This is a genomic window from Streptomyces anulatus (genome assembly GCF_014650675.1).
GTDB classification, from domain to species: domain Bacteria; phylum Actinomycetota; class Actinomycetes; order Streptomycetales; family Streptomycetaceae; genus Streptomyces; species Streptomyces anulatus.
In genome coordinates this window covers 16,177-39,710 of record NZ_BMVK01000004.1, presented here as the reverse complement: position 1 = coordinate 39,710, position 23,534 = coordinate 16,177, and the positions used below count along the sequence as shown (strand labels likewise).

Annotated in this window: 20 protein-coding genes; 14 read left to right on the top strand and 6 right to left on the bottom strand. The window is 72.8% G+C overall.

What is annotated here, in order from left to right; translation table 11 throughout:
- Nucleotides 1-153 precede the first annotated feature (153 nt).
- The 5 genes from IE272_RS11865 (at nt 154) to IE272_RS11845 (ending at nt 7,426) form a co-directional block, all read left to right on the top strand.
- Nucleotides 154-1,464, top strand: coding sequence for an extracellular catalytic domain type 1 short-chain-length polyhydroxyalkanoate depolymerase (locus IE272_RS11865; RefSeq protein ID WP_079045464.1), 1,311 nt, complete (start codon nt 154-156; stop codon nt 1,462-1,464).
- A 27-nt stretch (nt 1,465-1,491) separates the two neighbouring features.
- Complete coding sequence (locus IE272_RS11860; RefSeq protein ID WP_229897284.1) at nt 1,492-2,961, top strand: 3-hydroxybutyrate oligomer hydrolase family protein; 1,470 nt, start codon at nt 1,492-1,494, stop codon at nt 2,959-2,961.
- A 107-nt stretch (nt 2,962-3,068) separates the two neighbouring features.
- Nucleotides 3,069-3,866: a 3-hydroxybutyrate dehydrogenase gene (locus IE272_RS11855; RefSeq protein ID WP_190006818.1), complete on the top strand. Its 798-nt coding sequence runs from the start codon at nt 3,069-3,071 to the stop codon at nt 3,864-3,866.
- A 155-nt stretch (nt 3,867-4,021) separates the two neighbouring features.
- Nucleotides 4,022-5,407 (top strand): MFS transporter, encoded by a 1,386-nt coding sequence (locus IE272_RS11850; RefSeq protein ID WP_190006817.1) that lies wholly within the window; start codon nt 4,022-4,024, stop codon nt 5,405-5,407.
- 114 nt (nt 5,408-5,521) lie between these two features.
- Complete coding sequence (locus tag IE272_RS11845) at nt 5,522-7,426, top strand: helix-turn-helix domain-containing protein (protein ID WP_057666735.1); 1,905 nt, start codon at nt 5,522-5,524, stop codon at nt 7,424-7,426.
- Between the two features lie 28 nt (nt 7,427-7,454).
- On the opposite strand, the gene IE272_RS11840 is transcribed toward IE272_RS11845, so the two are convergent.
- Nucleotides 7,455-7,859 carry a (2Fe-2S) ferredoxin domain-containing protein gene (locus IE272_RS11840; RefSeq protein ID WP_050359058.1) on the bottom strand — a complete coding sequence of 135 codons (405 nt, stop codon included), beginning with the start codon at nt 7,857-7,859 and terminating at the stop codon, nt 7,455-7,457.
- A 366-nt stretch (nt 7,860-8,225) separates the two neighbouring features.
- On the opposite strand from IE272_RS11840, the gene IE272_RS11835 reads away from it, so the two are divergent.
- Nucleotides 8,226-8,810 (top strand): TMEM165/GDT1 family protein, encoded by a 585-nt coding sequence (locus IE272_RS11835; protein WP_007456650.1) that lies wholly within the window; start codon nt 8,226-8,228, stop codon nt 8,808-8,810.
- A 49-nt stretch (nt 8,811-8,859) separates the two neighbouring features.
- Here the strand turns inward: IE272_RS11835 and IE272_RS11830 are convergent, their stop codons facing one another.
- The 5 genes from IE272_RS11830 to IE272_RS11810 form a co-directional block, all read right to left on the bottom strand.
- A complete protein-coding gene (locus IE272_RS11830; protein ID WP_098893100.1) occupies nt 8,860-9,396 on the bottom strand; it encodes a methylated-DNA--[protein]-cysteine S-methyltransferase in 537 nt (178 codons plus the stop codon).
- 30 nt (nt 9,397-9,426) lie between these two features.
- Nucleotides 9,427-10,899 (bottom strand): AlkA N-terminal domain-containing protein, encoded by a 1,473-nt coding sequence (locus IE272_RS11825; RefSeq protein WP_190006816.1) that lies wholly within the window; start codon nt 10,897-10,899, stop codon nt 9,427-9,429.
- Between the two features lie 110 nt (nt 10,900-11,009).
- The gene (locus IE272_RS11820) at nt 11,010-11,543 is read right to left on the bottom strand and encodes an O-acetyl-ADP-ribose deacetylase (protein WP_073959651.1); all 534 of its coding nucleotides are present in this window, start codon (nt 11,541-11,543) and stop codon (nt 11,010-11,012) included.
- Between the two features lie 45 nt (nt 11,544-11,588).
- Complete coding sequence (locus IE272_RS11815; protein WP_056705972.1) at nt 11,589-13,004, bottom strand: phytoene desaturase family protein; 1,416 nt, start codon at nt 13,002-13,004, stop codon at nt 11,589-11,591.
- A 96-nt stretch (nt 13,005-13,100) separates the two neighbouring features.
- Nucleotides 13,101-13,946 (bottom strand): inositol monophosphatase family protein, encoded by an 846-nt coding sequence (locus IE272_RS11810; protein WP_190006815.1) that lies wholly within the window; start codon nt 13,944-13,946, stop codon nt 13,101-13,103.
- Between the two features lie 786 nt (nt 13,947-14,732).
- Here IE272_RS11810 and IE272_RS11805 point away from each other — a divergent pair.
- From IE272_RS11805 to IE272_RS11770, 8 genes are all read left to right on the top strand, one after another.
- Nucleotides 14,733-15,353 (top strand): response regulator transcription factor, encoded by a 621-nt coding sequence (locus IE272_RS11805; RefSeq protein WP_050359052.1) that lies wholly within the window; start codon nt 14,733-14,735, stop codon nt 15,351-15,353.
- A complete protein-coding gene (locus IE272_RS11800) occupies nt 15,350-16,138 on the top strand; it encodes an enoyl-CoA hydratase/isomerase family protein (RefSeq protein ID WP_056705980.1) in 789 nt (262 codons plus the stop codon). Before IE272_RS11805 ends, IE272_RS11800 begins: the two co-directional genes overlap by 4 nt.
- 216 nt (nt 16,139-16,354) lie before the next feature.
- Complete coding sequence (locus IE272_RS11795) at nt 16,355-17,311, top strand: ABC transporter ATP-binding protein (RefSeq protein ID WP_098893097.1); 957 nt, start codon at nt 16,355-16,357, stop codon at nt 17,309-17,311.
- 73 nt (nt 17,312-17,384) lie between these two features.
- Nucleotides 17,385-18,191: an efflux permease Rv1217c-related protein gene (locus IE272_RS11790; RefSeq protein WP_190006814.1), complete on the top strand. Its 807-nt coding sequence runs from the start codon at nt 17,385-17,387 to the stop codon at nt 18,189-18,191.
- A 200-nt stretch (nt 18,192-18,391) separates the two neighbouring features.
- Nucleotides 18,392-19,684 (top strand): beta-ketoacyl-[acyl-carrier-protein] synthase family protein, encoded by a 1,293-nt coding sequence (locus IE272_RS11785; RefSeq protein WP_190006813.1) that lies wholly within the window; start codon nt 18,392-18,394, stop codon nt 19,682-19,684.
- On the top strand, nt 19,681-21,456 hold the full coding sequence (locus IE272_RS11780) for a CoA-transferase (RefSeq protein WP_190006812.1): 1,776 nt from the start codon (nt 19,681-19,683) through the stop codon (nt 21,454-21,456). Before IE272_RS11785 ends, IE272_RS11780 begins: the two co-directional genes overlap by 4 nt.
- Complete coding sequence (locus IE272_RS11775; RefSeq protein WP_007456626.1) at nt 21,453-22,496, top strand: ketoacyl-ACP synthase III; 1,044 nt, start codon at nt 21,453-21,455, stop codon at nt 22,494-22,496. The genes IE272_RS11780 and IE272_RS11775 overlap by 4 nt, the downstream gene beginning before the upstream one ends.
- Before the next feature lie 65 nt (nt 22,497-22,561).
- Nucleotides 22,562-23,530 carry a ketoacyl-ACP synthase III gene (locus IE272_RS11770; RefSeq protein ID WP_057666722.1) on the top strand — a complete coding sequence of 323 codons (969 nt, stop codon included), beginning with the start codon at nt 22,562-22,564 and terminating at the stop codon, nt 23,528-23,530.
- Nucleotides 23,531-23,534: the final 4 nt, after the last annotated feature.

The following is a 23,534-nucleotide window of genomic DNA, read 5'->3' as shown; positions in this document are numbered from 1 at the left end:
AACGGGCGGCGGCCCCCGGCTGCCGGGCGGGTTGTGGAGGGCGCCGCCATTCCCCGGCCGCCCGCCCGCTTCCTACGGTGACCGCACCCCGGCGGCACGGCCGGGGGCACGGGATCACGGGCGATCCCGTGCGCCGTCCCACGGGAGGTCACCATGCCGTACGTCATGCCGTCGCACCCCGCCCCGCCCGGGGCCCCGCCGCCGAGGACCGGACGCGGTGGGCGCTGGAGCCGTGGCGCCCGCCGCCTCGCCGCCGTCGTCGCCCTGGTCACGGGGGCGGCGCTGGCGGGACCGGGGACGGCCGGCGCCGCACCGGCGGGACCGATGGCCGCCGAGGCACGGACGGCCGCCGCCCTGGAGCGCGTCACCGCCTTCGGGGCCAACCCCGGCAACCTGAACATGTACGTGCACCGGCCCCCGGCCCTGCCGGCGAACGCACCCGTGGTCGTCGCCCTGCACGGCTGCACCCAGAGCGCGCAGGTGTACTCCGACAACTCCGGGCTCGACACCTTCGCCGACCGCCACGGGTTCCTCGTCGTCTACGCCGAGACCACCACCGCCAACAACGCCAACAAGTGCTTCAACTGGTTCCAGCCGGGCGACACCCGGCGCGGCCAGGGCGAGGCCGCGTCGATCCGGCAGATGGTCGCGCACGCAGCGACCGCCTACGGAACCGACGTCGACCAGGTCCATGTCACGGGTCTCTCGGCGGGTGGGGCGATGACGTCGGTGATGCTCGCCGCCTACCCGGAGGTGTTCGCCGCGGGCGCGGTCGTCGCCGGAATCCCGTACGGCTGCGGGGTCGACGTCGTCTCCGCGTTCGGCTGCATGAGCCCCGGGACGGACCGCACCCCGGCGGCGTGGGCGCAGGCGGTCCGGGACGCGCACCCCGGTTTCACGGGCCCCTGGCCCCGGGTGGCGATCTGGCACGGGGACAACGACCCGACCGTCGTGCCGAGGAACGCCGATGAGCTGCGCGACCAGTGGACCGCGGTGCACGGTCTCGGCCAGTCACCGGACCGGACCTCCACCGTCGGCCCCAACAGCACCCGCAGGAGCGAGTACCTGTCGGCCGGGGGCGGGAGCGTCGTCGAGGTCAACCGGGTGCCGGGGATCGCTCACGGCACTCCGGTCGATCCGGGAACCGGCGGCGAACAGTGCGGCGCCACCGGCACCCAGCACTTCATCGACTCGATCTGCTCCAGCTACTGGATCACCCGCTTCTTCGGCCTGGACGGCGGCACGACCCCCGAACCGCCCGTGGACCCGCCCACCGAGCCCACCGCCTGCTGGACGGCCGACAACTACGAGCACGTGCGCGCGGGCCGGGCCACCACCACCGGCGGACACGTGTACGCGAAGGGCTCCGGCCAGCACCTGGGGCTCTACAACACCTTCGTGACCCACACCCTCAAGGAGTCCCCGGCGGGCCACTACGTCCTCGCCGACGGCACCTGCCCCTGACCCCTCTCACCCGACGGAGGCACAGCCATGCCAGACGCCCCATCGACCGTCCGGCCCACCGGATCACGACACGACGCTCCGCGTGGACCGGCCCGCGGCCGGTGGCTGCGCGGCACGGCCGTCGCCGCGGCCGTCCTGACGGCCTGGACGGCGGCCCCGTCCGCCGCCGCCCCGCTGCCGCCGGAAGCCGTACGGCCCGGTCACTGCTCAGGCGTCGAGCTGATCAGGGTGCCCGGAGCCGCCCATCAACAGGCCGACTGCCTGGAGGAGTTGACGACGGCCGGGACGGTGGCCTCCGGGCACACCGATCCGGCCGACTGGGCGGGCCTCACCCCGAAGGACCTGGCCACCCCCAGCGGCGTGCCGGGCATCCAGATCGACGGGTACTTCCCCGACACCTCGACCGGCAACACCAACCACGGCTGGAACCACGACTCCCAGTTCGTCATCCGCCTCCCCGACCGGTGGAACGGCGGCCTCGTCGTCGCCGGTTCGCCCGGCGTGCGCGAGCAGTACGCCAACGACCGGGCCTTCGGCGACTGGGCGCTCGCCCGGGGCTACGCGTACGCCGCCACCGACAAGGGCAACACCTCGGCCGCGTTCCACCGGGACGGCACGGCCCCCGGCGACGCCATCGCCGAGTGGAACACCCGGGTCACCCAGCTCACCCGTGCGGCCCGCCGGGTCGTCGCCCGGCGCTACCACCGCCTCCCCGCCCGCACACTGGCGATGGGCATGTCCAACGGCGGCTATCTGGTGCGCTGGCAGCTGGAGAACCATCCCGGGCTGTACGACGGCGGTGTTGACTGGGAAGGCGCGCTCTGGCGCGCGGACGGGCCGAACCTCCTCACCTTCCTGCCGCCCGCCCTCCGCGCCTACCCCCGCTACGCGGCCGGGGGCGCGGACGCCGAGGACGCCCACCGGACCATGACGGCCGCCGGCTACCCGGCCGGTTCGGAGTTCCTCTGGCCGTACCACCACCAGTACTACTGGGACCTCACCCAGCGGATCTACCGGGAGGAGATCGACCCGGAGTTCGACGGCGCGGCCGAGGCGGGCACTCCGTTCTGTGCACCGGGAACCCCCGCGTGCGACGCCGACTACGACTACGCGGGACGGCCGGCCGAGGTGCGCGACGCCGTGTCGGGGATCGCCCTGACCGGCCGCATCGGGAAGCCGCTGATCAGCTTCCACGGCACCCTGGACGTCCTGCTCCCGATCTCCAGGACCTCGGACGCGTACGCGCGGATGGTGCGGCGGGAGGGGCGCGGCGCGCTCCACCGCTACTACCGCGTCGAGGGCGGCACCCACGTGGACTCGCTCGTCGACACCTTCCCCGACCGGCTGCGTCCGCTCGTGCCGTGCCACCGTTCGGCGGCCGCGGCACTGGAACGGTGGCTGGACGACGGCCGACGGCCCCCGTCGAGCCGCACTCTGGAGCTGCCCGAAGGGGCCGGCCCCGCCGAGCTGCTCGGCCGCTGCCCGCTGGACGGGTAGCGGGCTCCGACCGGTCGCCGGGTGGCGGATCCCCCCACTCCTCCGCCGCTCACTGTGGAGATCCGCACCATGGGATGTCCGGCCGGGTGTCTCTAGCGTTTCCGGCCATGACGAGCCAATTTCACGCAGCTTCCGGTTACTCCGCGCCGGACGCCGGAGCCGTGGACCTCAGGGGGCGCACCGCCCTGGTCACCGGCGGCGGCAGCGGCATCGGCCGGGCCACCGCCGAGGCGCTCGCCGGGGCCGGCGCCCTCGTTCACGTGGTCGACCGCGAGGCCGGGAGCGCCAAGTCCGTCGCCGCCGCGATCGGCGGTGTGGCCCACGTCGTGGACCTGGCGGACCCCGAGGCGATCAGGACGCTGCCGAGTGGTGCGGACATCCTGGTGAACAACGCCGGTCTGCAGCACGTGGCCGCCATCGAGGACTTCCCGCCGGACCGCTTCGAGCTGATCCAGAAGGTGATGGTGACCGCCCCGTTCCTGCTGATGCGGCACTGCCTCCCGCACATGTACGCCGGGGGGTGGGGCCGGATCGTCAACGTCTCCAGCATGCACGGACTGCGGGCCAGCGCCTTCAAGTCCGCCTACGTCGCGGCCAAGCACGGCCTGGAGGGGCTGAGCAAGGTGGCCGCTCTGGAGGGCGCCCCGCACGGGGTGACCAGCAACTGCGTCAACCCCGGTTATGTGCGCACGCCCCTGGTGGAGGGCCAGATCGCGGGCCAGGCCGCCGCGCACGGGATCCCGCCGGAGGAGGTCGTCACCGACATCCTCCTGGACCGGTCCGCGATCAAGCGGCTGATCGAGCCCGAAGAGGTCGCCGCGGTCTGCCGCTGGCTCTGCGGACCCCACACCGGCTACATCACCGGCGTCTCGCTCCCCGTCGACGGGGGCTGGGGCGCCCACTGACCCCACACGCGCCGCGGCCCCCCACCGTCGGCGACGGCTCCACCCGCTCGTACCGCTCCACCCGCCGGAACCGCTCGTACCGCTCGCGACCCCGCTCCCCCGACCCCGCACCCCCGTCCCTGACAGCCCTGCCAATGAAACGCGGTGACTCCACCATGGGTTCCCCCAGCTCCGTCCAGCCCCCCAGGGGCAAGATCGGCCGCATCGTCGCGGCCAGCCTCGTCGGCACCACCATCGAGTGGTACGACTTCTTCCTCTACGGCTCGGCTGCCGCGCTCGTGTTCAACACGCTCTTCTTCCCCAGCAGCGATCCGCTGGTCGGCACACTGCTGGCCTTCCTGACGTACGCGGTCGGCTTCGCCGCCCGTCCGCTCGGCGGCGTCGTCTTCGGCCACTACGGCGACAAGATCGGCCGCAAGAAGCTCCTCGTGCTCAGCCTGCTCATGATGGGCGGCGCCACCTTCGCCATGGGGCTGCTCCCCACCCATGCGAGCATCGGCGTCTGGGCGCCGATCCTGCTCACCGTCCTGCGCCTGGTCCAGGGCTTCGCCCTCGGCGGGGAATGGGGCGGAGCGGTGCTGCTCGTCTCCGAACACGGCGGCGACGAGCGCCGCGGCTTCTGGGCCTCCTGGCCGCAGTCCGGTGCGCCCGGCGGCAATCTGCTGGCGACCGGCGTCCTCGCACTGCTGGCCGCCGTCCAGTCCGACGAGGCGTTCCTCGCCTGGGGCTGGCGCATCCCGTTCCTGCTCTCCGGCGTCCTCGTCATGATCGGCCTGTGGATCCGGATCTCGGTCGAGGAGTCCCCGGTCTTCCTGGAGGCGCAGCAGCGGTCGGCCGCCGCGGCCGCGCAGGGCGTCAAGGAACAGGCCCCGGTCGTCCAGGTGTTCCGCAAGAGCTGGCGCGAGGTGCTCCTCGCGATCGGCACGCGCTTCGGCGAGAACATCTCGTACTACATCCTCACCGCGTTCCTGCTGGTCTACGTGACCGTGCACCTGGAGATGTCCAAGAGCGACGCCCTCAACGCCGTCCTGATCGGCTCCGCGGTGCACTTCGTCACCATCCCGATGTGGGGCGCGCTCTCGGACCGGCTGGGACGCCGCCCGGTCACGCTGATCGGTGCGGTCGGCATGGCGTTCTGGGCGTTCGGCTTCTTCGCGCTCCTGGACACCAAGTCCTTCCCTGTCATCGTTTTCGCGGTCACCCTCGGACTGCTGCTGCACGGTGCGATGTACGGTCCGCAGGCGGCCTTCATCTCGGAGATGTTCGACACGAAGGTCCGCTACTCCGGCGCCTCGATGGGCTCCCAGCTCGCCTCGATCATCGGCGGCGCCCTCGCCCCGCTCATCGCGGTCGAACTGCTCAAGGACTACGAGTCGTCCGTCCCGATCTCCGTCTACCTCTGCTTCGCCTCCCTGGTCACCGCGGTGACGGTCTGGGTGGCCAAGGAGACCCGCGGCCGCGACCTCACCAAGGACGGCGTCGACGCCTCCGTCCCGGCCGCACCGGCCGGGGACCGCGAGGACGCCGTGTCCCACGGCTGAGGACGAGGCACTTCACGGGCCCGGCCGCGGGCCGCGCCGCCCCGGAGGCCGGTGCGGCCCGCGGGCGCGCCTCACCCCCCACTGCCCCACCGGCCCCCGGGAGGCGGTCACCGTATGCTCACCGGCGTGACACCACCGGCCGCCCAGCACTCCGCGCCCGCCCTGCGCCGGCTCCTCGACCTGCTGGCGCAGGGTGCGGCGGTCGAGGAGTTCGACCGGCCGGCAGCCGCCGCCCGGCAGGCGGGGGCGTCCGAGGCCGAACTGGCCGAGATCGCCGAGGCCGCGGCCGTGGCGCTGCGCATTCGGCGGACCCTCGGCCAGCACCGGGTGCGCGAGGCGCAGCTCACCGCCCTGTTCGACACGGCCAGCGACCTGGCGGCCCTGCGCGATCTGGACGCCGTCCTGCGGGCCATCGTCCATCGGGCGAAACTGCTGCTCGGCACCGACGTCACCTACCTCTCGCTCAACGACGACACCGCGGGCGACACGTACATGCGGGTCACCGACGGGTCGGTGGCCGAGGACTTCCAGCGGCTGAGGCTCGGCATGGGCGAGGGCCTGGGCGGACTGGTCGCCCAGACCGCCCGCCCGTACGCCACCGGGGACTACCAGGCCGACCCCCGGTTCCACCACACCACCACCATCGACAGCGCCGTCCTGAACGAGGGCCTGCGGGCGATCCTCGGTGTGCCGCTGCGCCTGGGCGCCCGCGTCATCGGGGTGCTGTACGCGGCCGACCGGGCCCCCCGTGAGTTCACCGCCTCGGAGGTGGCGCTGCTCTCGTCCCTGGCCGACCACGCCGCCATCGCCATCGACGGGGCGCGGCTGCTGGAGGAGACCCGGGCCGCGCTGGTCGACCTCAACGCCGCGTCGGAGACCATCCGGACGCACAGCGAGGCGATGCGCCGCGCCGAGGAAGCGCACGACCAGCTCACCGACCTCGTCCTGCAGGGCGGCGGCGCCGACGACGTGGCGGCGGCCCTCGCCGACATCCTGGACGGCGGGATCCTGATCCATGACGCGGACGGCGCCGAACTGGCCCGCGCCCGCACCGAGCCGCTGCCGCAGCCGATCCCGGCGGTGGCCGCCTCCCGGGCCAGGGGCCGGGCCGTTCCCCTGGCGGGCACCTGGGTCTGCGCCGTCCTCGCGGGCCCCGAGCTCCTCGGCTCCATCGCGCTGACCGGCCGGGCGGGGCTCGCGGACGCCGACCGGCTCCTGTTCGAGCGCGCCAGCGTCGTCACCGCGCTGCTCATGCTGTTGCGCCGCTCGGTCGCCGAGACGGAGGACCGGGTACGGGGTGAGCTGCTGGGCGACCTGCTCTCGCGCACCGGCGACCCGGGCACCCTGGCGGCCCGCGCACGCCGGCTGGGCGTCAACCTGAACCGGCGGCACAGCGTGTTCGTCGCGCACAGCGAGGTGGCCCCCCGCCACCGGCTGCTGGCCGCGACCGCCCGGAGCGCGCAGGCCCGTAACGGTCTGGCCGGGCTGCACCACGACCACATCGTCCTGGTGGCGCCGTCCGACGCACCGGGGCCGGCCGCCCAGGCGCTCGCCGCCGAGCTGGGCCAGGCGGTCGGCTTCCCCGTCACGGTCGGTTCGGCGGGTCCCGCCACCGGTCCGGCCGAGCTGCCGCACGCGCACAGCGAGGCCGACCGCTGTCTCTCCGCGCTGCGCGCCCTCGGCCGCACCGGGAGCGGCGGGGCCGTCGGCGACCTCGGGTTCATCGGCGTACTGCTGGGCGACCAGGCGGACCTGGGAGGCTATGTGCACCGGACGCTGGGGCCGGTGCTCGACTACGACAGCCGGCGCGGCACCGATCTCGTCACCACGCTGGACGCCTATTTCGCCCAGGGGGCGAGCCTCACCCGGACCAAGGACCTGCTCCATGTCCATGTGAACACGGTGGTGCAGCGGCTGGAGCGCATCGGACGGCTCCTCGGCGAGGACTGGAACACGCCTGCCCGCACCCTGGAGATCCAGCTGGCACTGCGGCTCCACCGCCTGACGCAGGGCCTGTGACGGGAGACTCCTGCCGGCGGGAGGGCCCTCAGTCGTCCAGCCCCGCCCGGACCCGGCGGGAGGGCTGGAAGACGTACAGGTCGAGGATGTCCGGGGCGTCCGCGAGCCCCGGGCCGCCCGCCGCCGCCCAGGTCACGATGTCCTGCTCGGCGTGCTGGTCGTTGACCAGGCCCAGCCAGACCGGCCGGCCCCCGGCACGGCGGCCCTCGGCGGAGGGCTGCACGACGATCACGTTGCCCTGTTCGCAGGCGTCCAGGCACTCGACCGCCCGTACGGTGGCGGCGCCCGCCAGACCGGTGCGCAGCCGTGCCAGCTGGCCCGCGTGGTCGACGCCCGGGATCTTTTCGGTGCCGCAGCAGCAGCCCCGGCAGACGCTGACGGTGGGCCGGGGGACGCCCTGGGCGGGCACGTCCTTGCGGGGGCGGCGGCTCATGGGGCACTTCCCGTCGCGGTGGGGATGGCAGCGACCACCACCGGTCGGGTGATCATCACGACTCTACCGAGGCGCCGACGGTTCGAACACCAGCCCCCGAGGCCGGCCGATTGGGGTAGTGTTGACGGCTGCGAAGGGGAGTAGCCCCGCAAACCGGTCGTCGACATACTGGAGCCTTCGGGTTCCCGGTGGCCGGGCTCGTGTGTCCTGCAGAGGATTCCCACGGGCGGGCGAGACCTTCGGTCCTGTATGACACGCCCACGTCCTGTGGGCGGAGCCGTCATGCCGGGCCGAGTGGTCCTCCGAACAGCCCGAGCGGCGCTTCGCGAAGATCCGGGGCCCGGCTCGAACAGAAAGCCACCCGGAATGCATCTCGATCCTCTGGCGATCATCACCGCCTTCGGGCTGATCTTCCTCGCGGAGCTCCCCGACAAGACGATGTTCGCGTCGCTGGCCATGGGCACGCGGATGCGCCCGCTGTACGTGTGGTTCGGCACCTCGTCCGCGTTCGTCGTGCACGTCGCCATCGCCGTCGGCGCGGGCAGCCTCATCGGACTGCTGCCCGACTGGATCGTCAAGCTCGTCTCGGCCTCGCTCTTCGCGTTCGGCGCGTTCATGCTGCTGCGCGGCAGCGGCGGGGACGACGACGAGGACGCCGAGGTGAAGACCGTGACCGGGTTCTGGCCGGTCTACACGACCGCGTTCATGGCGGTCTTCATCAGCGAGTGGGGCGACCTGACGCAGATCACCACCGCCAACCTCGCGGCGAGCAACGGCACCTGGTCCACGGCGATCGGCGCGGCCGCCGCCCTGATGTCGGTCTCGGCGCTGGCGCTGCTCGCGGGGAAGTTCATCGCGAAGCGCGTACCGCTGAAGACCGTGCAGCGCATCGGCGGGATCTGCATGCTGGGCCTCGCCCTCTGGACGGCCGTGGAGATCTTCACCGGCTGAGGAGCGCGGGACCGGGGCGTACCGGCTTCGGCACGCCCCCGGTCCGCTCTCAGAACAGCGCCGGCACCCCGTCGTCCGTCCCACCGCTCTCGAAGGCGAGCAGCCGCTGCTTGCGGTCCAGGCCGCCGCCGTAGCCGGTGAGGCTCCCGGAGGCTCCGATCACCCGGTGGCACGGCACGATGATCCCGACGGGGTTCTTGCCGTTGGCCAGTCCTACCGCCCGCGAGGCGCCCGGTTTGCCGAGCTCCTCGGCCAGCTCGCCGTACGTACGGGTCTCGCCGTACGGGATCTTCAGCAGCTCCGCCCACACCCTCCGCTGGAACGGTGTGCCCGCCAGGTCCAGCGGGAGGTCGAAGGCGGTGCGGTCCCCGGCGAAGTACTCGGTGAGCTGCTGGATCACCTCGCCGAAGGGCTCCGGGTCCGGGACGCCGAAGGTCTCCTCGGGCGGGCGGTGGCGCTGGTCGGTCATGTAGAGGGCCGAGAGGACGCCGTCGGTGGCGACGAGCGTCAGCGGACCGTAGGGGCTGTCGAGGACCGTGTGCTGCTTGGTCACCGGGGAGGCGGGGGTGGTGGAGGTCGTGGTCATGGGAGCGGTGTCCTTGTCTCCGTGTCCGCGTCAGGCGGGCAGGTGGTTGATGGGGTGGTCGTCCACCGTCCAGAGGTACTGCACGGCGTAGGCCCGCCAGGGGCGCCAGTCGGCGGCCCGTGCGGTGAGGGCGGCGGGGGTGGCCGGCAGGCCCAGCCGCTCGGCCGCCCGGCGGATGCCGAGGTCGGTGGGGAGGAAGGCGTCGGGGTCCCCGAGGGCCCGCATGGCGATGGACTCGACCGTCCAGGGGCCGAAGCCGGGCAGTGCGGCCAGTTCGGCGCGGGCCCGCTCCCACTCGGTGTCGGTGTCGAGCCGCAGCCGGTCCTCCGCGAGGGCGGCGACGAGGGTGGTGAGCGTGGTGCGGCGGGTGCGCGGCAGCGCGAGGGCCTCCGGGTCGAGGCCCGCCAGCGCCCCGGCGGTCGGGAAGAGGTGCGTCAGCCCGCCCTCGGGGTCCTCGACCGGGACGCCGTGGGCGGTGACCAGCCGGGCCGCGTGGGTGCGGGCGGCGGCGGTGGAGACCTGCTGGCCGAGCACCGCGCGTACGGCGAACTCCGCGCCGTCCACGGTGCGGGGCACCCGCCGGCCGGGGCCCGCGTCGACCAGCGGGGCCAGCAGCGGGTCGGTGCGCAGTTGCGCGTCGACGGCGACCGGGTCCGCGTCCAGGTCCAGGAGCCAGCGGCAGCGGCTGATGGCCCGGGTGAGGTCGCGGGGGTCGGTGAGGGAGAGCCGGCAGGCGACGTGGTCGGACTTCGGGGTCAGGGCGACGATTCCGTGCCCGTACGGGAGGGTGAGGGTGCGCCGGTACGCGCCGTCCCGCCACTCCTCCACGCCGGGGACGGCGGTCGCGGCGAGGTGGCCGAAGAGGTTGCTGGGGTTGAGCGGGGCCCGGTAAGGGAGGCGGAGCGCGATGACGCCCGGTACGGCGGCGGGCCGGGGGCCCCGGGCGGCCCGGGTGCGCAGTTCGCCGGGGGCCAGGCCGAAGACCTCGCGGACCGTCTCGTTGAAGGTGCGGATCGAGGAGAAGCCGGCGGCGAACGCGACCTCGGCCATGGGCAGCGCGGTCGTCTCGATGAGGAGGCGGGCGGTCTGCGCCCGCTGGGCGCGGGCCAGGGCGAGCGGGCCGGCGCCCAGCTCGGCCAGCAGCTGGCGTTCGATCTGCCGTGCGGAGTAGCCGAGCCGTGAGGCGAGCCCGGGCACGCCCTCGCGGTCGACGACCCCGTCCCGGATCAGGCGCATGGCGCGGGCGACGGAGTCGGCGCGGGCGTTCCACTCGGGGGATCCGGGGCTGGTGTCGGGGCGGCACCGCTTGCAGGCCCGGAATCCGGCCTGCTGGCAGGCGGCGGCGCTCGGGTAGAAGGTCATGTTGCGGACCTTGGGCGGTACGACGGGGCAGCTGGGGCGGCAGTAGATCCGGGTGGTGAGGACCGCGGTGAAGAACCAGCCGTCGAACCGGGCGTCCTTGGACTGGACGGCTCGCACGCAGCGCTCGGTGTCGGTGTGCATGGTTCCAGGATGGTGCACCGGTCAGGGGCTTGGCTGGCGGAAATCCGACAGGGCCCTCGCGCGGAAATCCGACAGGCGACCGAACCCTCCCGGTGGCCGGGGGCGCGGTCTCAGCGCATCGCGAGGACTTCCTCGAACTCCACGTACGCGTGGGCGTCGAAGAGCACGAAGCGCACCTCTTCGACCGGCTCCACGGTCTCCGCCAGGACCGTGCGTACGGCGATCCGGGCACCGTCGTCCATCGGCCAGCCGTAGATGCCGGTGGAGATCGCCGGGAACGCGATGGACCTGGCACCCAACTCCGCTGCCAGGCGCAGGGATTCGCGGTAGCAGGAGGCGAGCAGGGCGGAGCGGTCCTGGGCGCCGGAGAAGACCGGGCCGACCGTGTGCACGATCCACCGGGCGTCGAGGCGCCCCGCGGTGGTGGCGACGGCCTGCCCGGTGGGCAGTCCCTTTCCGTAGTGCGAGGCGCGCAGTTCACGGCAGGCGGCGAGGATGTCGGGTCCGCCGTGCCGGTGGATGGCGCCGTCGACTCCGCCGCCGCCGAGCAGCGAGGAGTTCGCCGCGTTGACGATGACGTCGACGGACTGGTCGGTGATGTCGCCGCGGACCAGCCGTACGACGGGGGAGACAGAGGTGCTCATGCGGACATCATGCCGCGCGCCGGGGGCCTTCGCCGCCCGGTCCGTTCAGGAGGCCCGCAGCCTTCGCCATACGGCCTTGGCGGCGTGGTGGCCGGACATGCCGTGGACCCCGGGTCCGGGCGGGGTGGCCGAGGAGCAGAGGAAGACCGCGGGGTGCGCGGTGGCGTAGGGGACGCGGGCGAGCTTGGGGCGGATCAGCGTCTGGAGACCGGCGAAAGCCCCGCACGCGATGTCGCCGCCGACGTAATTGGCGTTGCGCGCGGCGAGTTGGGGCGGGCCCGCGAGGGCGCGGGCGAGCACGAGATCGCGGAACCCGGGGGCGAAACGCTCCAGCTGGCGTTCGATGACGTCGGTGGCGTCGCCCTCCCAGCCCGCCGGCACGTGCCCGTACGCCCAGAAGACATGGCGCCCTTCGGGGGCCCGGGAGGGGTCGATCACGCTGGGCTGCGCGGTGATGAGGAAGGGGACGTCGGGGTCGCGGCCCGCGACGGCCGCCGTCAGTGCGGCGTCGATCGTTCCGGCGTCGGGGCCGATGTGGACGGTGCCCGCGCGGCGGGCCTGGGGCGCGGTCCAGGGGACGGGGCCCGACAGCGCGTAGTCGATCTTGAAGGCGGAGGCGCCGTAGCGGTAGCGGTGGTACGCGGAGCCGAGGCCCGCGATCCGGGCGAGGGCGGAGGGCGAGGTGTCGAAGATGTAGGCGCGGGCGGGCGGGAGATCGTCCAGGCGCTTGACCTCGCTGCCGGTGCGGATCGTGCCGCCCTGTTCGCGGAGGTAGGAGGCGAGGGCGTCCGAGATGGACTGGGAGCCGCCGCGCGGCACCGGCCAGCCGTTCTCGTGGGCGGCGAGCGCGAAGACGAGGGCGATGGCCGCGGTGGCGAATCCGCTGGTGGGAGCTATGGCGTGGGCGGCGAGCCCGGCGAAGAGGCCGGGGGCCTTCTCACCGGAGAAGCGGCGGGAGAGCCAGGTGGCGGGCTGGAGGCCGAGCAGACCGAAGCGGGCCAGCCGGTAGGGGTCGCGGGGCAGGCCGTCCCAGGGGGTGCGCAGGAAGTCGGCGGCCAGGGTGTCCCAGCGGCCGACGAAGGGGGCCATCAGGCGGCGGTAGGCCCCGGCGTCGGCGGCCCCCAGTGACATCGCGCTCTCCCCCACCGAGCGGGTGAGCGTGGCGGCGGTGCCGTCCGGGAAGGGGTGCGCGAGGTCGATCTCGGGGTGCAGCCACTGGAGGCCGTGGCGGTCCAGCGGCATGCCCCGGAACGCGGGCGAGCCGATCGCGAGGGGGTGCACGGCGGAACAGGGGTCGTGCCGGAACCCCGGGAGGGTCAGCTCCTCGGTGCGGGCTCCCCCGCCGATGGTGTCGTGCGCCTCGTGGACCTCCACCGAGCAGCCCCGGCGGGCCAGTTCGACTGCGGCGGTCAGTCCGTTGGGCCCCGCGCCCACCACGACCGCATCGAGCATCGACGGCACCTTGGGACTCCATTCGTCGGCCGGCAGTCGGACCCCCAGGATATTCGCCGCCACCGACCGTGTGTACGCGGGTACCCCGGGTTCGGTCGTGGCGGGTCAGCCGCCCGTGCGCAGGGCGGCCAGGACGCGCTGGGCGGTGGCCTCGTCGCGGGCGGCCGTGAACGGCAGGTCGTTGCCGCCCGCGATGCGGAACGGGGCGCCGGACAGGGTCGACTGGGCGCCGCCCGCCTCGGTGACCAGGAGCAGGCCCGCGGCGTGGTCCCAGGCGTACTCCCAGTTGAAGGCGACGGCGTCCAGGGAGCCGCGGGCGACGGCGAGGTACTCGAGTCCGGCCGAGCCGCAGGGGCGGGCCGCGATGGATTCGGTGCGCAGGCCGAGCAGGGCCCGCTTCTGGGCCTCGGTGGTGTAGTCGGGGTGCGACATCGCCACCTTCAGCACGGCGCCGGGTGCGGGCGCCCCGGAGCGTATCGGCGCCCCGTTGAGCGTGGCGCCCCGTCCGCGTACGGCTATGGCCATCTCGCCCCGGACCGGTGCGTACGTCCAGGAGGCGTGCACCTCGCCGTGGAGGGCGAGGGCGACCAGGGTGCAGAAGCCGGCCTCGCCCCGGACGAACTGGCGGGTGCCGTCGACCGGGTCGACGATCCAGACCGGGGCGTCGCCGTCGAGGGCCTCGTAGACCGCCGGGTCGGCATGCACGGACTCCTCACCGACGACGACCGAGCCGGGCAGCAGTTTCGTGAGGGCGGCGGTGAGGTGCTCCTCGGCCAGCCGGTCGGCGGCGGTGACCAGGTCGTGCGGGCCGCTCTTCTCGATGATCTCGTGGGCGGCGAGCTTCCGATGGCGCGGCATGATCTCGGCCGCGGCGGCGGCGCGCACGGCGGCCTCGACCTCGGCCGGCGGTCCGGTGTGCCCGGCGGTCCCGTACAGGAAGTCATCGATCATGGCTCCAGCTAAGCATGGCCGGACGAGCCCTCACCCCCCGGGTGAATACGGACATCTCCGGCGCAGGGTCGGATGCCGGACAGTTTCCGCGAAGTACAACCGTGAACAAAGGACGCGTCAATTTCCGGCGCATATTCTTGACCCCGGGGAAAAAACCACTACGTGACAAGCGGAGGCTCTGCGGTTACTGTTGGCGTGGATTCGGGGCCCGAACTCTCGTATTGGTTCACCCCGCACGGCCTTGAACGGCCACCGGGCTGGAACGCACAACCAGGGGGGAAGCCGTGCCTCAGCCAGCTAACCCCTCGGGGTTACGCCATCCCTGCCGGACCAGGCAGTGTTTCCCGCCGCGCCACCGCGATCCGGTCCGGCCGCGGCCGCCGCGTCACGGTGCACACACCCGGACCCACTGTTCCCATGGATGTCACAGAGCCTTAACGTGCACACCGAAACCTGGAATCAAAGGTACGCGAGAGTGGAACCGAACATGGGGCGGATGCGTCTTGCTCGGGGAATCCCATTCCCGCGCGGGATATCTACGCTCCAGTAATAACCGCCGGTAAGGAATTCCTCCCCCGCCTGAATACACGGCGGCATCCCGGCAACAATACGATCGTGCGCCGACGGGCGCCGCCATCCCGCTTTCCGCCGCCCCGGGGGGCCACACCGGAGCGGACTCCCACCTGGCGGGAGGGCATCACCCCGCGAACGCGGTTCAACACATTCACAACATGCCGAACGACACGCGGCGCCAGCCGTCGCTGTTGGAGTACGAGGGGTTCTGGTATGGCCGAGAAGGGCAGACGCGGACTGATGGTCCTGCACTCGTCACCTTTGATACGCAAGGCGATTCTCGATCTGTTCCGGGGCGATCCCGGCGTCACCGTACTGGGCGGCTGTCCGCACCCGACCGCTGTCGGCAGCCTCCCCGGACGCCGGCCCGACGTCGCGCTCGTGGAGTACGAGCAGTGGCAGGAGGTGCTCGGCAATCTGGCGTACTGGAGCGGCACCCGGGTCATCCTCTACAGCAGGGACAACACCCCCCGCAGCGTGGTGGATTGCATCAGGGGCGGGGCCGCCGGGTTCGTGCACGAGTCGTGCCCGCCCGAGTCCATCGTCAAGGGGCTGCACGATGTGCTGAGCGGGCGCGGCTTCTGGCACCTGGGGGCCGACGAGCCCGAGGGCGTACCGGTGACCCGGCACGCCGCAGCGGGCGGGAAGTGGAAACTGAGCGGACGCGAGGAGGAGATCCTCGGGCTCTTACTCCGCAGACGCTCGAACGAGGAGATCGCGGATGAGCTGTGCCTCACCCAGCAGACCGTCAAGAACTACGCGAGCCGGGTCTTCCACAAGGTGGGCGTGTCCGGGCGCAAGGAGCTCTTCAGGATGCTGAGGCCCTGCGGATGACCCCACAGGAGACGGCGCCCGAGGGGGAGCCGAGCCCCCTGCTGGTCGAGCGGCACGGGCGGGTGGCCACCCTCACCCTGAACCGGCCGCACCGCCGCAACGCGATGTCCACCGCGATGCTGGCCCGACTCGACCACGCGTTGGGGAAGCTGACGGATCAGGGCGGGGAGGCGCCGGGGGCGCTGGTGCTCACCGGCGCCGGCGGGACCTTCTCCAGCGGCGCGGACACCCGCGAGCCCGACTGGCGCGACCTGTCGCGCCGCGCGGTGCGGCGGGCCCATTTCCGTACGGTGTTCGCGATGTTGCACGAGGCCCCCTTCCCGGTGGTCGCGGCCGTCGAGGGGTACGCGCTCGGCGGCGGCCTCGAACTGGCCCTGGCCTGCGACCTGGTGGTGGCGGGCGAGGGTGCGCTGTTCGGCCTTCCCGAGCTGGGGGTCGGCGCCGTTCCGGGCGGCGGCGCGGTCCACTCGCTGGTGCGCCGGGCCGGTCGCGGAGTGGCGGCCCGGATGCTGCTGATCCCCGGGGAGCGCGTGCGGGCGGACGAACTCGCCCGACTGGGCGCGGTGGAGCGCACCGTGCCCGACGGCGGTGCGCTCGCCGAGGCGCAGGCGCTGGCGGCTTCCGTGGCCGCCGGGGATCCGGCGCTCCTGGAGGCGGGCGTCCGGCTGTTGCGGGACTCCGGGCACCTGGACCGCACGGCGGCGCTCGGCGTGGAGAACGGCTACTGGTGGCAGGCCGCGTCCGCCGCGAACCGGGACCCCTCGCCCTCCTCCGGACGACCCTAGGGCCGATGCCTTCGCGCCACGGATGGCAGGCGCTTCGTTGCAGCGGGTGAGCTGCGCCGTTAGGCTTGTTGATCAGATTCAGTAATCACTGAATCTACTGTCCGTGCCGTACGGCGGACCTGACGCCCCATCCCCCCACCCCCGATGCCCGCCGGACGACCCCGGCCGACCGTGGACGCACGAGCCGTGGACGCAAGAGGAGAGAGCAGAAGAGACGTGACCCCTCTCATCGAATGTACCGACGTCACCAAGAAGTTCGGTGACTTCACCGCGCTGAGCCGGCTGAACCTGACCGTCCCCCAGGGCGTGGTCTACGGATATCTGGGCCCCAACGGAGCGGGCAAGAGCACCACGATCCGTATGCTCATGGGCCTCTCCCGGCCCACATCCGGCCAGGTCCGGGTGCTCGGACAGGACCCGACCGACCCCGAGGTCCGGCGGCGCATCGGCTATCTGCCGGGTGAGCTGCGCCTGGACGAGCGGCTGACCATCGGTCAGACGCTGGCCTCCTGGGGGCGGCTGCGAGGACTGACGGACACCGCCTACCGGGACGAGCTGGTCCAGCGGTTCGGCATCGACCCGTCCCGGCGGGTGCGCGGGCTCTCCACCGGCAACCGCCGCAAGGTCGGCCTGGTCGGCGCCTTCATGGCCAAGCCGGAGCTGCTGATCCTCGACGAACCGACCAACGGGCTCGACCCGTTGATGCAGCAGGTGTTCCTCGCCACCGTCGAGGAGGCCCGGGACAACGGGCAGAGCGTGCTGCTCTCCTCGCACATCCTCTCCGAGGTCGAGCGGGTCGCCGACCTGGTCGCGGTGCTCCAGGGCGGCAGGCTCGCCGCCTCCGGTCCGACACAGGAACTGCGCCGCCGGGCCTCACAGCGTTTCCACATCACCTTCGCGGAGGGCGAGGACGTCCCGCTCGCCGCACTGGCCGGCCTGGAGGGCGCGTCGGACGTGGAGCGGCGCAGTCCGGAGGGCCAGGTGGTCTCCCTGGCCTGGGCCGGCTCGCCCGACGCACTGCTGAAGTTCCTGGCGGGCCGCCGGATCACGACGCTCACCGCGCCCGAACCGGACCTGGAGGAGGCGTTCCTGGAGTACTACCAGAGGGATGTCCCGGGCAGCCGCGACGCCGAGGCCGAAGAGCCCTCCGCGGCCGCAGGCCCGGTGCGGTAGCGACCGCCGGACACCACCGCCACGGGTCTCAGTCATCAAGGCCGCTCCCCCGGGCCGGCCGGAAGGGATACACATGTCATCGCCCAGCTCGGAGATCTTCCGGCGCGGAGTACAGATCCAGAAGCGCACCCTGATCGCCTGGTCGGCCGCGCTGGTCCTGCTCGCAATCTCCGTCGTCGGCGCCTGGCCCTCGATGGAGGAGTCCGACGCCCTGGAGGACTTCTCCTCCGGCATATCGCCGGAGATGGCCGCCGCCTTCGGAATCGACCAGATCAGCAGCGCGAGCGGCTACCTGAAGGGGAACCTGTACGCGGTACTGCTGCCGCTGCTCCTCGGCCTGATGGCCGTGACCGCGACCGCCGCCCTGACCGGCGGCGACGAGGAGGCCGGGCGGCTCGAACTGCTGCTCGCGCTGCCGGTCGCCCGCCGCACGGTCTTTCTGGTGCGCTTCCTCTGCGTGACCTTCGGCCTGGCCCTCACCAGCATCCTGGTCTGGCTGTCGGTGTACGGCTCGGTCGTCTCCTTCGATATGGACGTCTCCGGAGGCGGGGTCGCCGCCGTGACGCTGACCGTCGGTCTGCTGGCCGTGCTGCACGCGGGTGTCGCGTACGCCGTCGTCGGGTTCGGCTTCGGGCGCGGTCCCGCACTCGGCGTGGCGGCCGGTGTGCTCGTCGTCGGGTATCTGCTGCACGCCATCGCGCCGATGTCCGACTCCCTGGAACCGCTGGCGAACATCTCCCCGTGGGAGTGGGCGCTGGGCAGCGACCCGCTGCTCAACGGCGTTCCCTGGGGCGGGGTCGCGCTGCTGGTGGTCCTCTCGGCCGCGATCGTCGCCGCCGGTACGTACGCCGTGGACCGACGCGACGTCAAGAACGCCTGAGCCCCACGCCCGCGCCTACGCCGAGCGGCCCGGCGCCTCCCTCACGGAGGCGGCGGGCCGCTTCCGTGCGTGCGGGCGCGGATACCGTACGGCGTTGACGCCCGGTGCTCATATTCGAGTACTGGTAGTCACCAAATAAGACGCGCATGAGTACTTGACGGCCATATCGAGGCTCATGTAAGGGCAGCTAGCTTCGATCCATGGACAGCAGCCGATCCCCTTCCCCGGACCCCTCCGATCCCATCGTGCTGACCGGCATCGGATGCGTGCTGCCCGGCACCCCCGATGTCCATTCCTTCTGGAGCCATGTCTCCACCGGTACCTCACAGGTGAGCCGGCTGGAGTCGCCGGCGTTCGCCGCCGCCGGGCTGCCGGTCCACGCGGCCGCGCAGCTCGGCGCCTTCGACACCGGGGCCCGGCTGCCGGACCTCCTGCCGGCGCACGCCGCGAAGTACAACCGCGACATCCTGGCGACCATGGCCGCCGTGGGCGACGCCCTGGAGGACGCCGGGATCGCCCGGGGCCAGATCGCCCCGGAGCGCATGAGCATCGTCCAGTCCTCGTCCCGCGGCCCGCTGTCCTGGTGGGCCGAGACCATCGCGGCGGCCCCGGAGCAGAACCCGTACGGGGGCAGGGCGACGGCCATGTTCCGCGGTCTGGCCGGCTGTCCGGCCACCCTCGCCGCCATCGGCGTCGGCGCGAAGGGCCTGGTCACCACGGTCAGCAGTGCCTGTGTCGGCGGCCACCACGCGATCGGTCTCGCTCTGCGCGAGCTGCGTTCGGGCAGTGCCGACGTGGTCCTCGCCGGTGGGCACGAGTTCCCGATCGCCCCCGAGGTCGCCCGCTGCTACCTGGCGCTCGGGGACGGGGTGCTCTCGCCCGAGAGCGACGACCCCGCCACCGCCGTACGCCCCTACGACCGGGACCGGCGCGGATTCGCCCTGGGCGAGGGCGCCATGACGCTCTGCCTGGAGCGCGAGTCGTCCGCCCGGGCGCGCGGCGCCCGGATCTACGCACGGATCCTGGGCCACCGCGCCCTCAACGAGGCCAACCACGCCACCAGCATGGACCTGGTCGGGGACGTCACCGCCTCGGTCGTCGCGGGCGTGCTCGACGACGCCGGGCGCAAGCCGGAGGAGATCGGCTACGTCTGCGGCCACGGCACCGCCACCCGGTACAACGACATCGCCGAGAGCCGGGCCCTGCGCCGCCTGCTGCCGCGCCACGACGACGCGGACCTGCCGCCGCACGGCTCCAACAAACCCATCTACGGCCACACGTTCGGCATGGCCGGGATCATCAACGTCGCCGCCACCTCGCTGATGCTCCATCACCAGCGGCTGGCCCCGACCGCCAACCACGTCACGCCGGACCCCGAGTGCGACTACGACCACGTCGCCGAGGGGCCGCGCGACACCGAGATCGACCTCGCGGTCTCGCTGTCCTTCGCCTTCGGCTCGCAGACCTCCGTCATGGCCCTGGAGCACGCATGACCACAGCCCTCGAACGCCCCTCCACCACCGGCCCCTACCTGGCCACCGGCCCCGACGACCTGATACGCCGCTTCGTCCGCGAGGGCGACCACGTGCACGCCGCGGCGACGATGTCGCGGCCCAACGCCCTGCTGAACGCGGTGTGCCGGACCTTCGCCGGGAGCGGCAGCATGACGGTGAGCACCACCGCCGTGCACTCCAGCGCCCATGCGCTGGCCCTCTCCGGCGCCGTACGCAAGGTGATCACCGGGTTCGTCGGCGACACCTACCCCTCACCGCGCCCCAACCGCCTCTACCGCGAGCTGGCCGAGGGCCGGCCGTTCGAGGTGGAGATGTGGTCGCTGCTGAGCTACACGCAGCGGCTGATGGCCGCGGCGCTCGGCCAGCCCTTCGCCACCACCGGCTCGATGCTCGCCGAGACCGACCTCCGGCACGGCAAGGAGGGCAGGCTCCACCTGGTGCCGCACCCCGAGGACCCGGAGCGCACCGTCACCCTGCTCAGCCCGCTGCGCCCGCGCTTCACCCTCTTCCACGGTGTCGCCGCCGACCGCCGGGGCAACGTCGTGGCCTGCCCCCCGCTGGGCGAGGGCGCCTGGGCCGCGTACGCCGCCACCGAGGGGGTCCTCGCCTCCGTGGAGGCGATCGTCGACGACGAGGTGATCGCCGCGATGCCGGACCGGGTGGTGATCCCCGCCGCCCGCGTCCTCGGCCTGTGCGAGGCGCCGCTCGGCGCCCACCCGCAGTCACTGCGCACGGGTGGACTGGCCGGAGTCGACGGCTACCTGGACGACTACGGCTTCCTCACCGACATCGTGGCCGCCTGCAAGGACCCGGAGTCCGCCGCCGCCTGGTACGAGAAGTGGGTCGGCGGGGCGGGCAGCCACGCCGACTACCTGGAGCAGCTGGGTGGGACCCGCCGCGCCGCGCTGGTGTTCCCCGCTCCCCCGGGCGTCCCGGTCGCCGTGGAGAAGGACCGGAGCCCGGCGGACGGGTCCGCCGCCCCCACCGAGCAGGAGCAGCTCATCGTGCTCGGCGCCCGCGCGATCGTCGACCTGGTCCGGGAGCGCGGCTACGACACGCTGCTCGCCGGGATCGGCACCTCGCACATGTCCGCGTGGCTGGCGGCCCGGCTGCTGGGACGCGACGGCGTCCAGGTGCAGGTGGCCGCCGAGCTGGGCCTCCAGTCGATGGACCCCGAACCCGGCGACGTCTTCCTCTTCAGCCAACGGCACGCCGAGCGCTCGCAGATGCTGGCGGGCGTCGCGGAGACGCTGGGCGGCGCGGTCGCCGCCAACCCGCGCTGCCTGGGCGTGCTCTCCGCCGCGGAGATCGACCCGGACGCCAACATCAACACGACGCTGCTGCCCGACGGCCGCTGGATCACCGGCTCCGGCGGGGCCAACGACATCGCCTCGTCCGTGGACTGCGTGGTGATCGCGGTCGCCTCGGCCCGCCGCTACGTACCCCGGCTGACCCACCTCACCAGTCCGGGCCTGCGGGTCCGCGACGTGGTCAGCCAGTTCGGGCGCTTCACCCGCGCCGGGGCCGGCGACGCCTTCGAGCTGGCGAGCTGGCTGCCGCCCGTTCCGGGCCGCGGCCGCGCCGGGAAGGACCTCCCCGACGGGCCGGAGGCGGCGGTGCGCGACCTCACCGGCTGGGAGTTCCCCGCGGCCTCCACCGGGGTCAGCGGCTTCCTGACCGACGAGAAGGCCGTCACCACCGAAGAACTCGTCCTCCTGCGCACCATGGACCCGGAAGGTTTCTACCGATGACCACCACCGCCGACACCGTCCCCGACCCGGCGACGGCACATCTGCGCCCGCTGCCGCCCACCGCGATCGCCCCCGTGCGGCTCGCCGGGATCGGCCACTACTTCCCCGGCGAGCCGATCACCAACGCCCACTTCGAGCAGATCGAGGCGCTGGGCATCGACGACGCCTGGATCCGCGAGAACACCGGGATCGTCAGCCGCCACTGGCCGGCCGACGAGAAGGAACGCGCGGTGGAGATGGCGGCCAAGGCGGTGGACGACGCCCTGAACGCCGCCGGTCTGGGGCCCGACGACATCGATCTCGTCATCGGCACGACGTCCACCACCCGGCCGCGGGTCAACCCCTCCAGCGCCACCAACAACTACATGGACATCTCGCTGCCGCTCCAGAAGCAGGTCGGGCTGCGCCACGCCACCTGCTTCGACGTCACCTCGGTGGCCTGCGCCGGCTTCATGTACGGCACCGCGACGGCCGCCGCGATGCTTCCGGCGCTCGGCATGCGCAACGCGCTGGTCGTCTGCGCGGAGAACCCGCGCCCGATCCTGAACTTCGACTACCGCTACTCGGCGCTGTTCGGGGCGGGGGCCGCCGCGGCGGTCTGGTCGGCGGACACCGAGGAGCACGGGCTGCTGGACGTGGCGCTGCACGCGGACGGCTCGTACTTCGACGCCTTCGACATCGACGAGAACGACAAGATGCTGATGCGCGGCCGGGAGGTCGGCGCGGTCGGTCCGAAGCTGCTCTCCCACGTGGGCCTGGAGATCCTGGAGCGCAACGGCCTGACGGTGGACGACATCGACTGGTTCGTGCCGCACCAGGGCAACCTGAACATGATCAACCAGGTGTGCCGGACGCTGGAGATCCCGCGCGAGAAGCTCCTCACCAACATCCAGGAACGCGGCAACACCTCCAGCGTCTCCATCCCCAGCTGCCTCTCCGAGAACCTCGGTTCCGGGAAGATCCGCTCCGGCGATCTCGTCGCGACGATCGGCATCGGCCGCGGCTTCAGCTGGGGCGCGATGCTCCTGCGGATTCCGTGAGCCCGGCCGATTCCCCAGCCGCCGGGCGTCCCCCGGCCCCACCGCACAGTACGGGAAGACGAGAGATGCACGACGAGACCTCCCTGTGGCGCGAGAGCGGACTGCGCCTGTCCGGATTCGGGCACTACTACCCACGTCTCCAGGTGGAGAACGAGAGCGCCGAGGACCCCGCGGGCAACGCGGTGGACGAGGCCGTCATCGGCCGGCTCGACGTCCGCAGCCGCCATGTGGCGGACGAGGAGGAGACCCCCGCGTACATGGGGGTGCGCGCCGCCCGTGCGGCCATGGAGCAGGCGGGCATCACCGCCGACGAGGTGGACCTGCTGATCCTCAGCAACTGGACGGACCGTCAGTTCGTCCCCGAGTGGGCCCCGCACACCGCGCACCTGCTGGGTGCGGACCGGGCGCTCGCCTTCGACGTGTGCGGCGCCTGCACGGGGTTCGTGCACGGGGTCCAGACGGCGGCGGCGCATCTCGGGACACACGCCACCTGGCGCCACGCGCTGGTCGTCTCCAGCGAGCGGTTCTCGCGCCGGGTGCGCCCGGGCAGCAAGGGCGAGCTGATCGTGGGCGACGCGGCCGGCGCGGCCGTGGTGTCGCGCGGCGCCGGGCAGGGCGCCGGCCTGTGGGACTCGCTGCTGATCAGCGACGGCTCCGGCCGGGAGACGGTCACCGTGTACCCGCCCAACGGATGGATCAGGAGCAGCCGCGAGCTGGTCTCCATCGCCGCCGACTCCCACGCCGATCTGGCCGCCCGGATGCTGGCCCGCTCGGGCACGAAGATGGACGAGATCGACTGGGTGGTGCCGCACCCCGGAACGGGCCAGCTGCACACCGCCGTACGGGAACGTCTCGGCATCCCGGAGGAACGCTTCGTCACCAACTACGAGACCCGGGCGAACACCGGCAGCGCCTCGGTGCCGATCGTGCTCTCCGAGATGGCGCGCGAGGGCCGGCTGAAGGCCGGGGACCTCTGCTACACGCCCACGGTGGGTTCGGGCTGGTACTACGGGGGGCTGCTCTTCCGTGTCTGAGCAG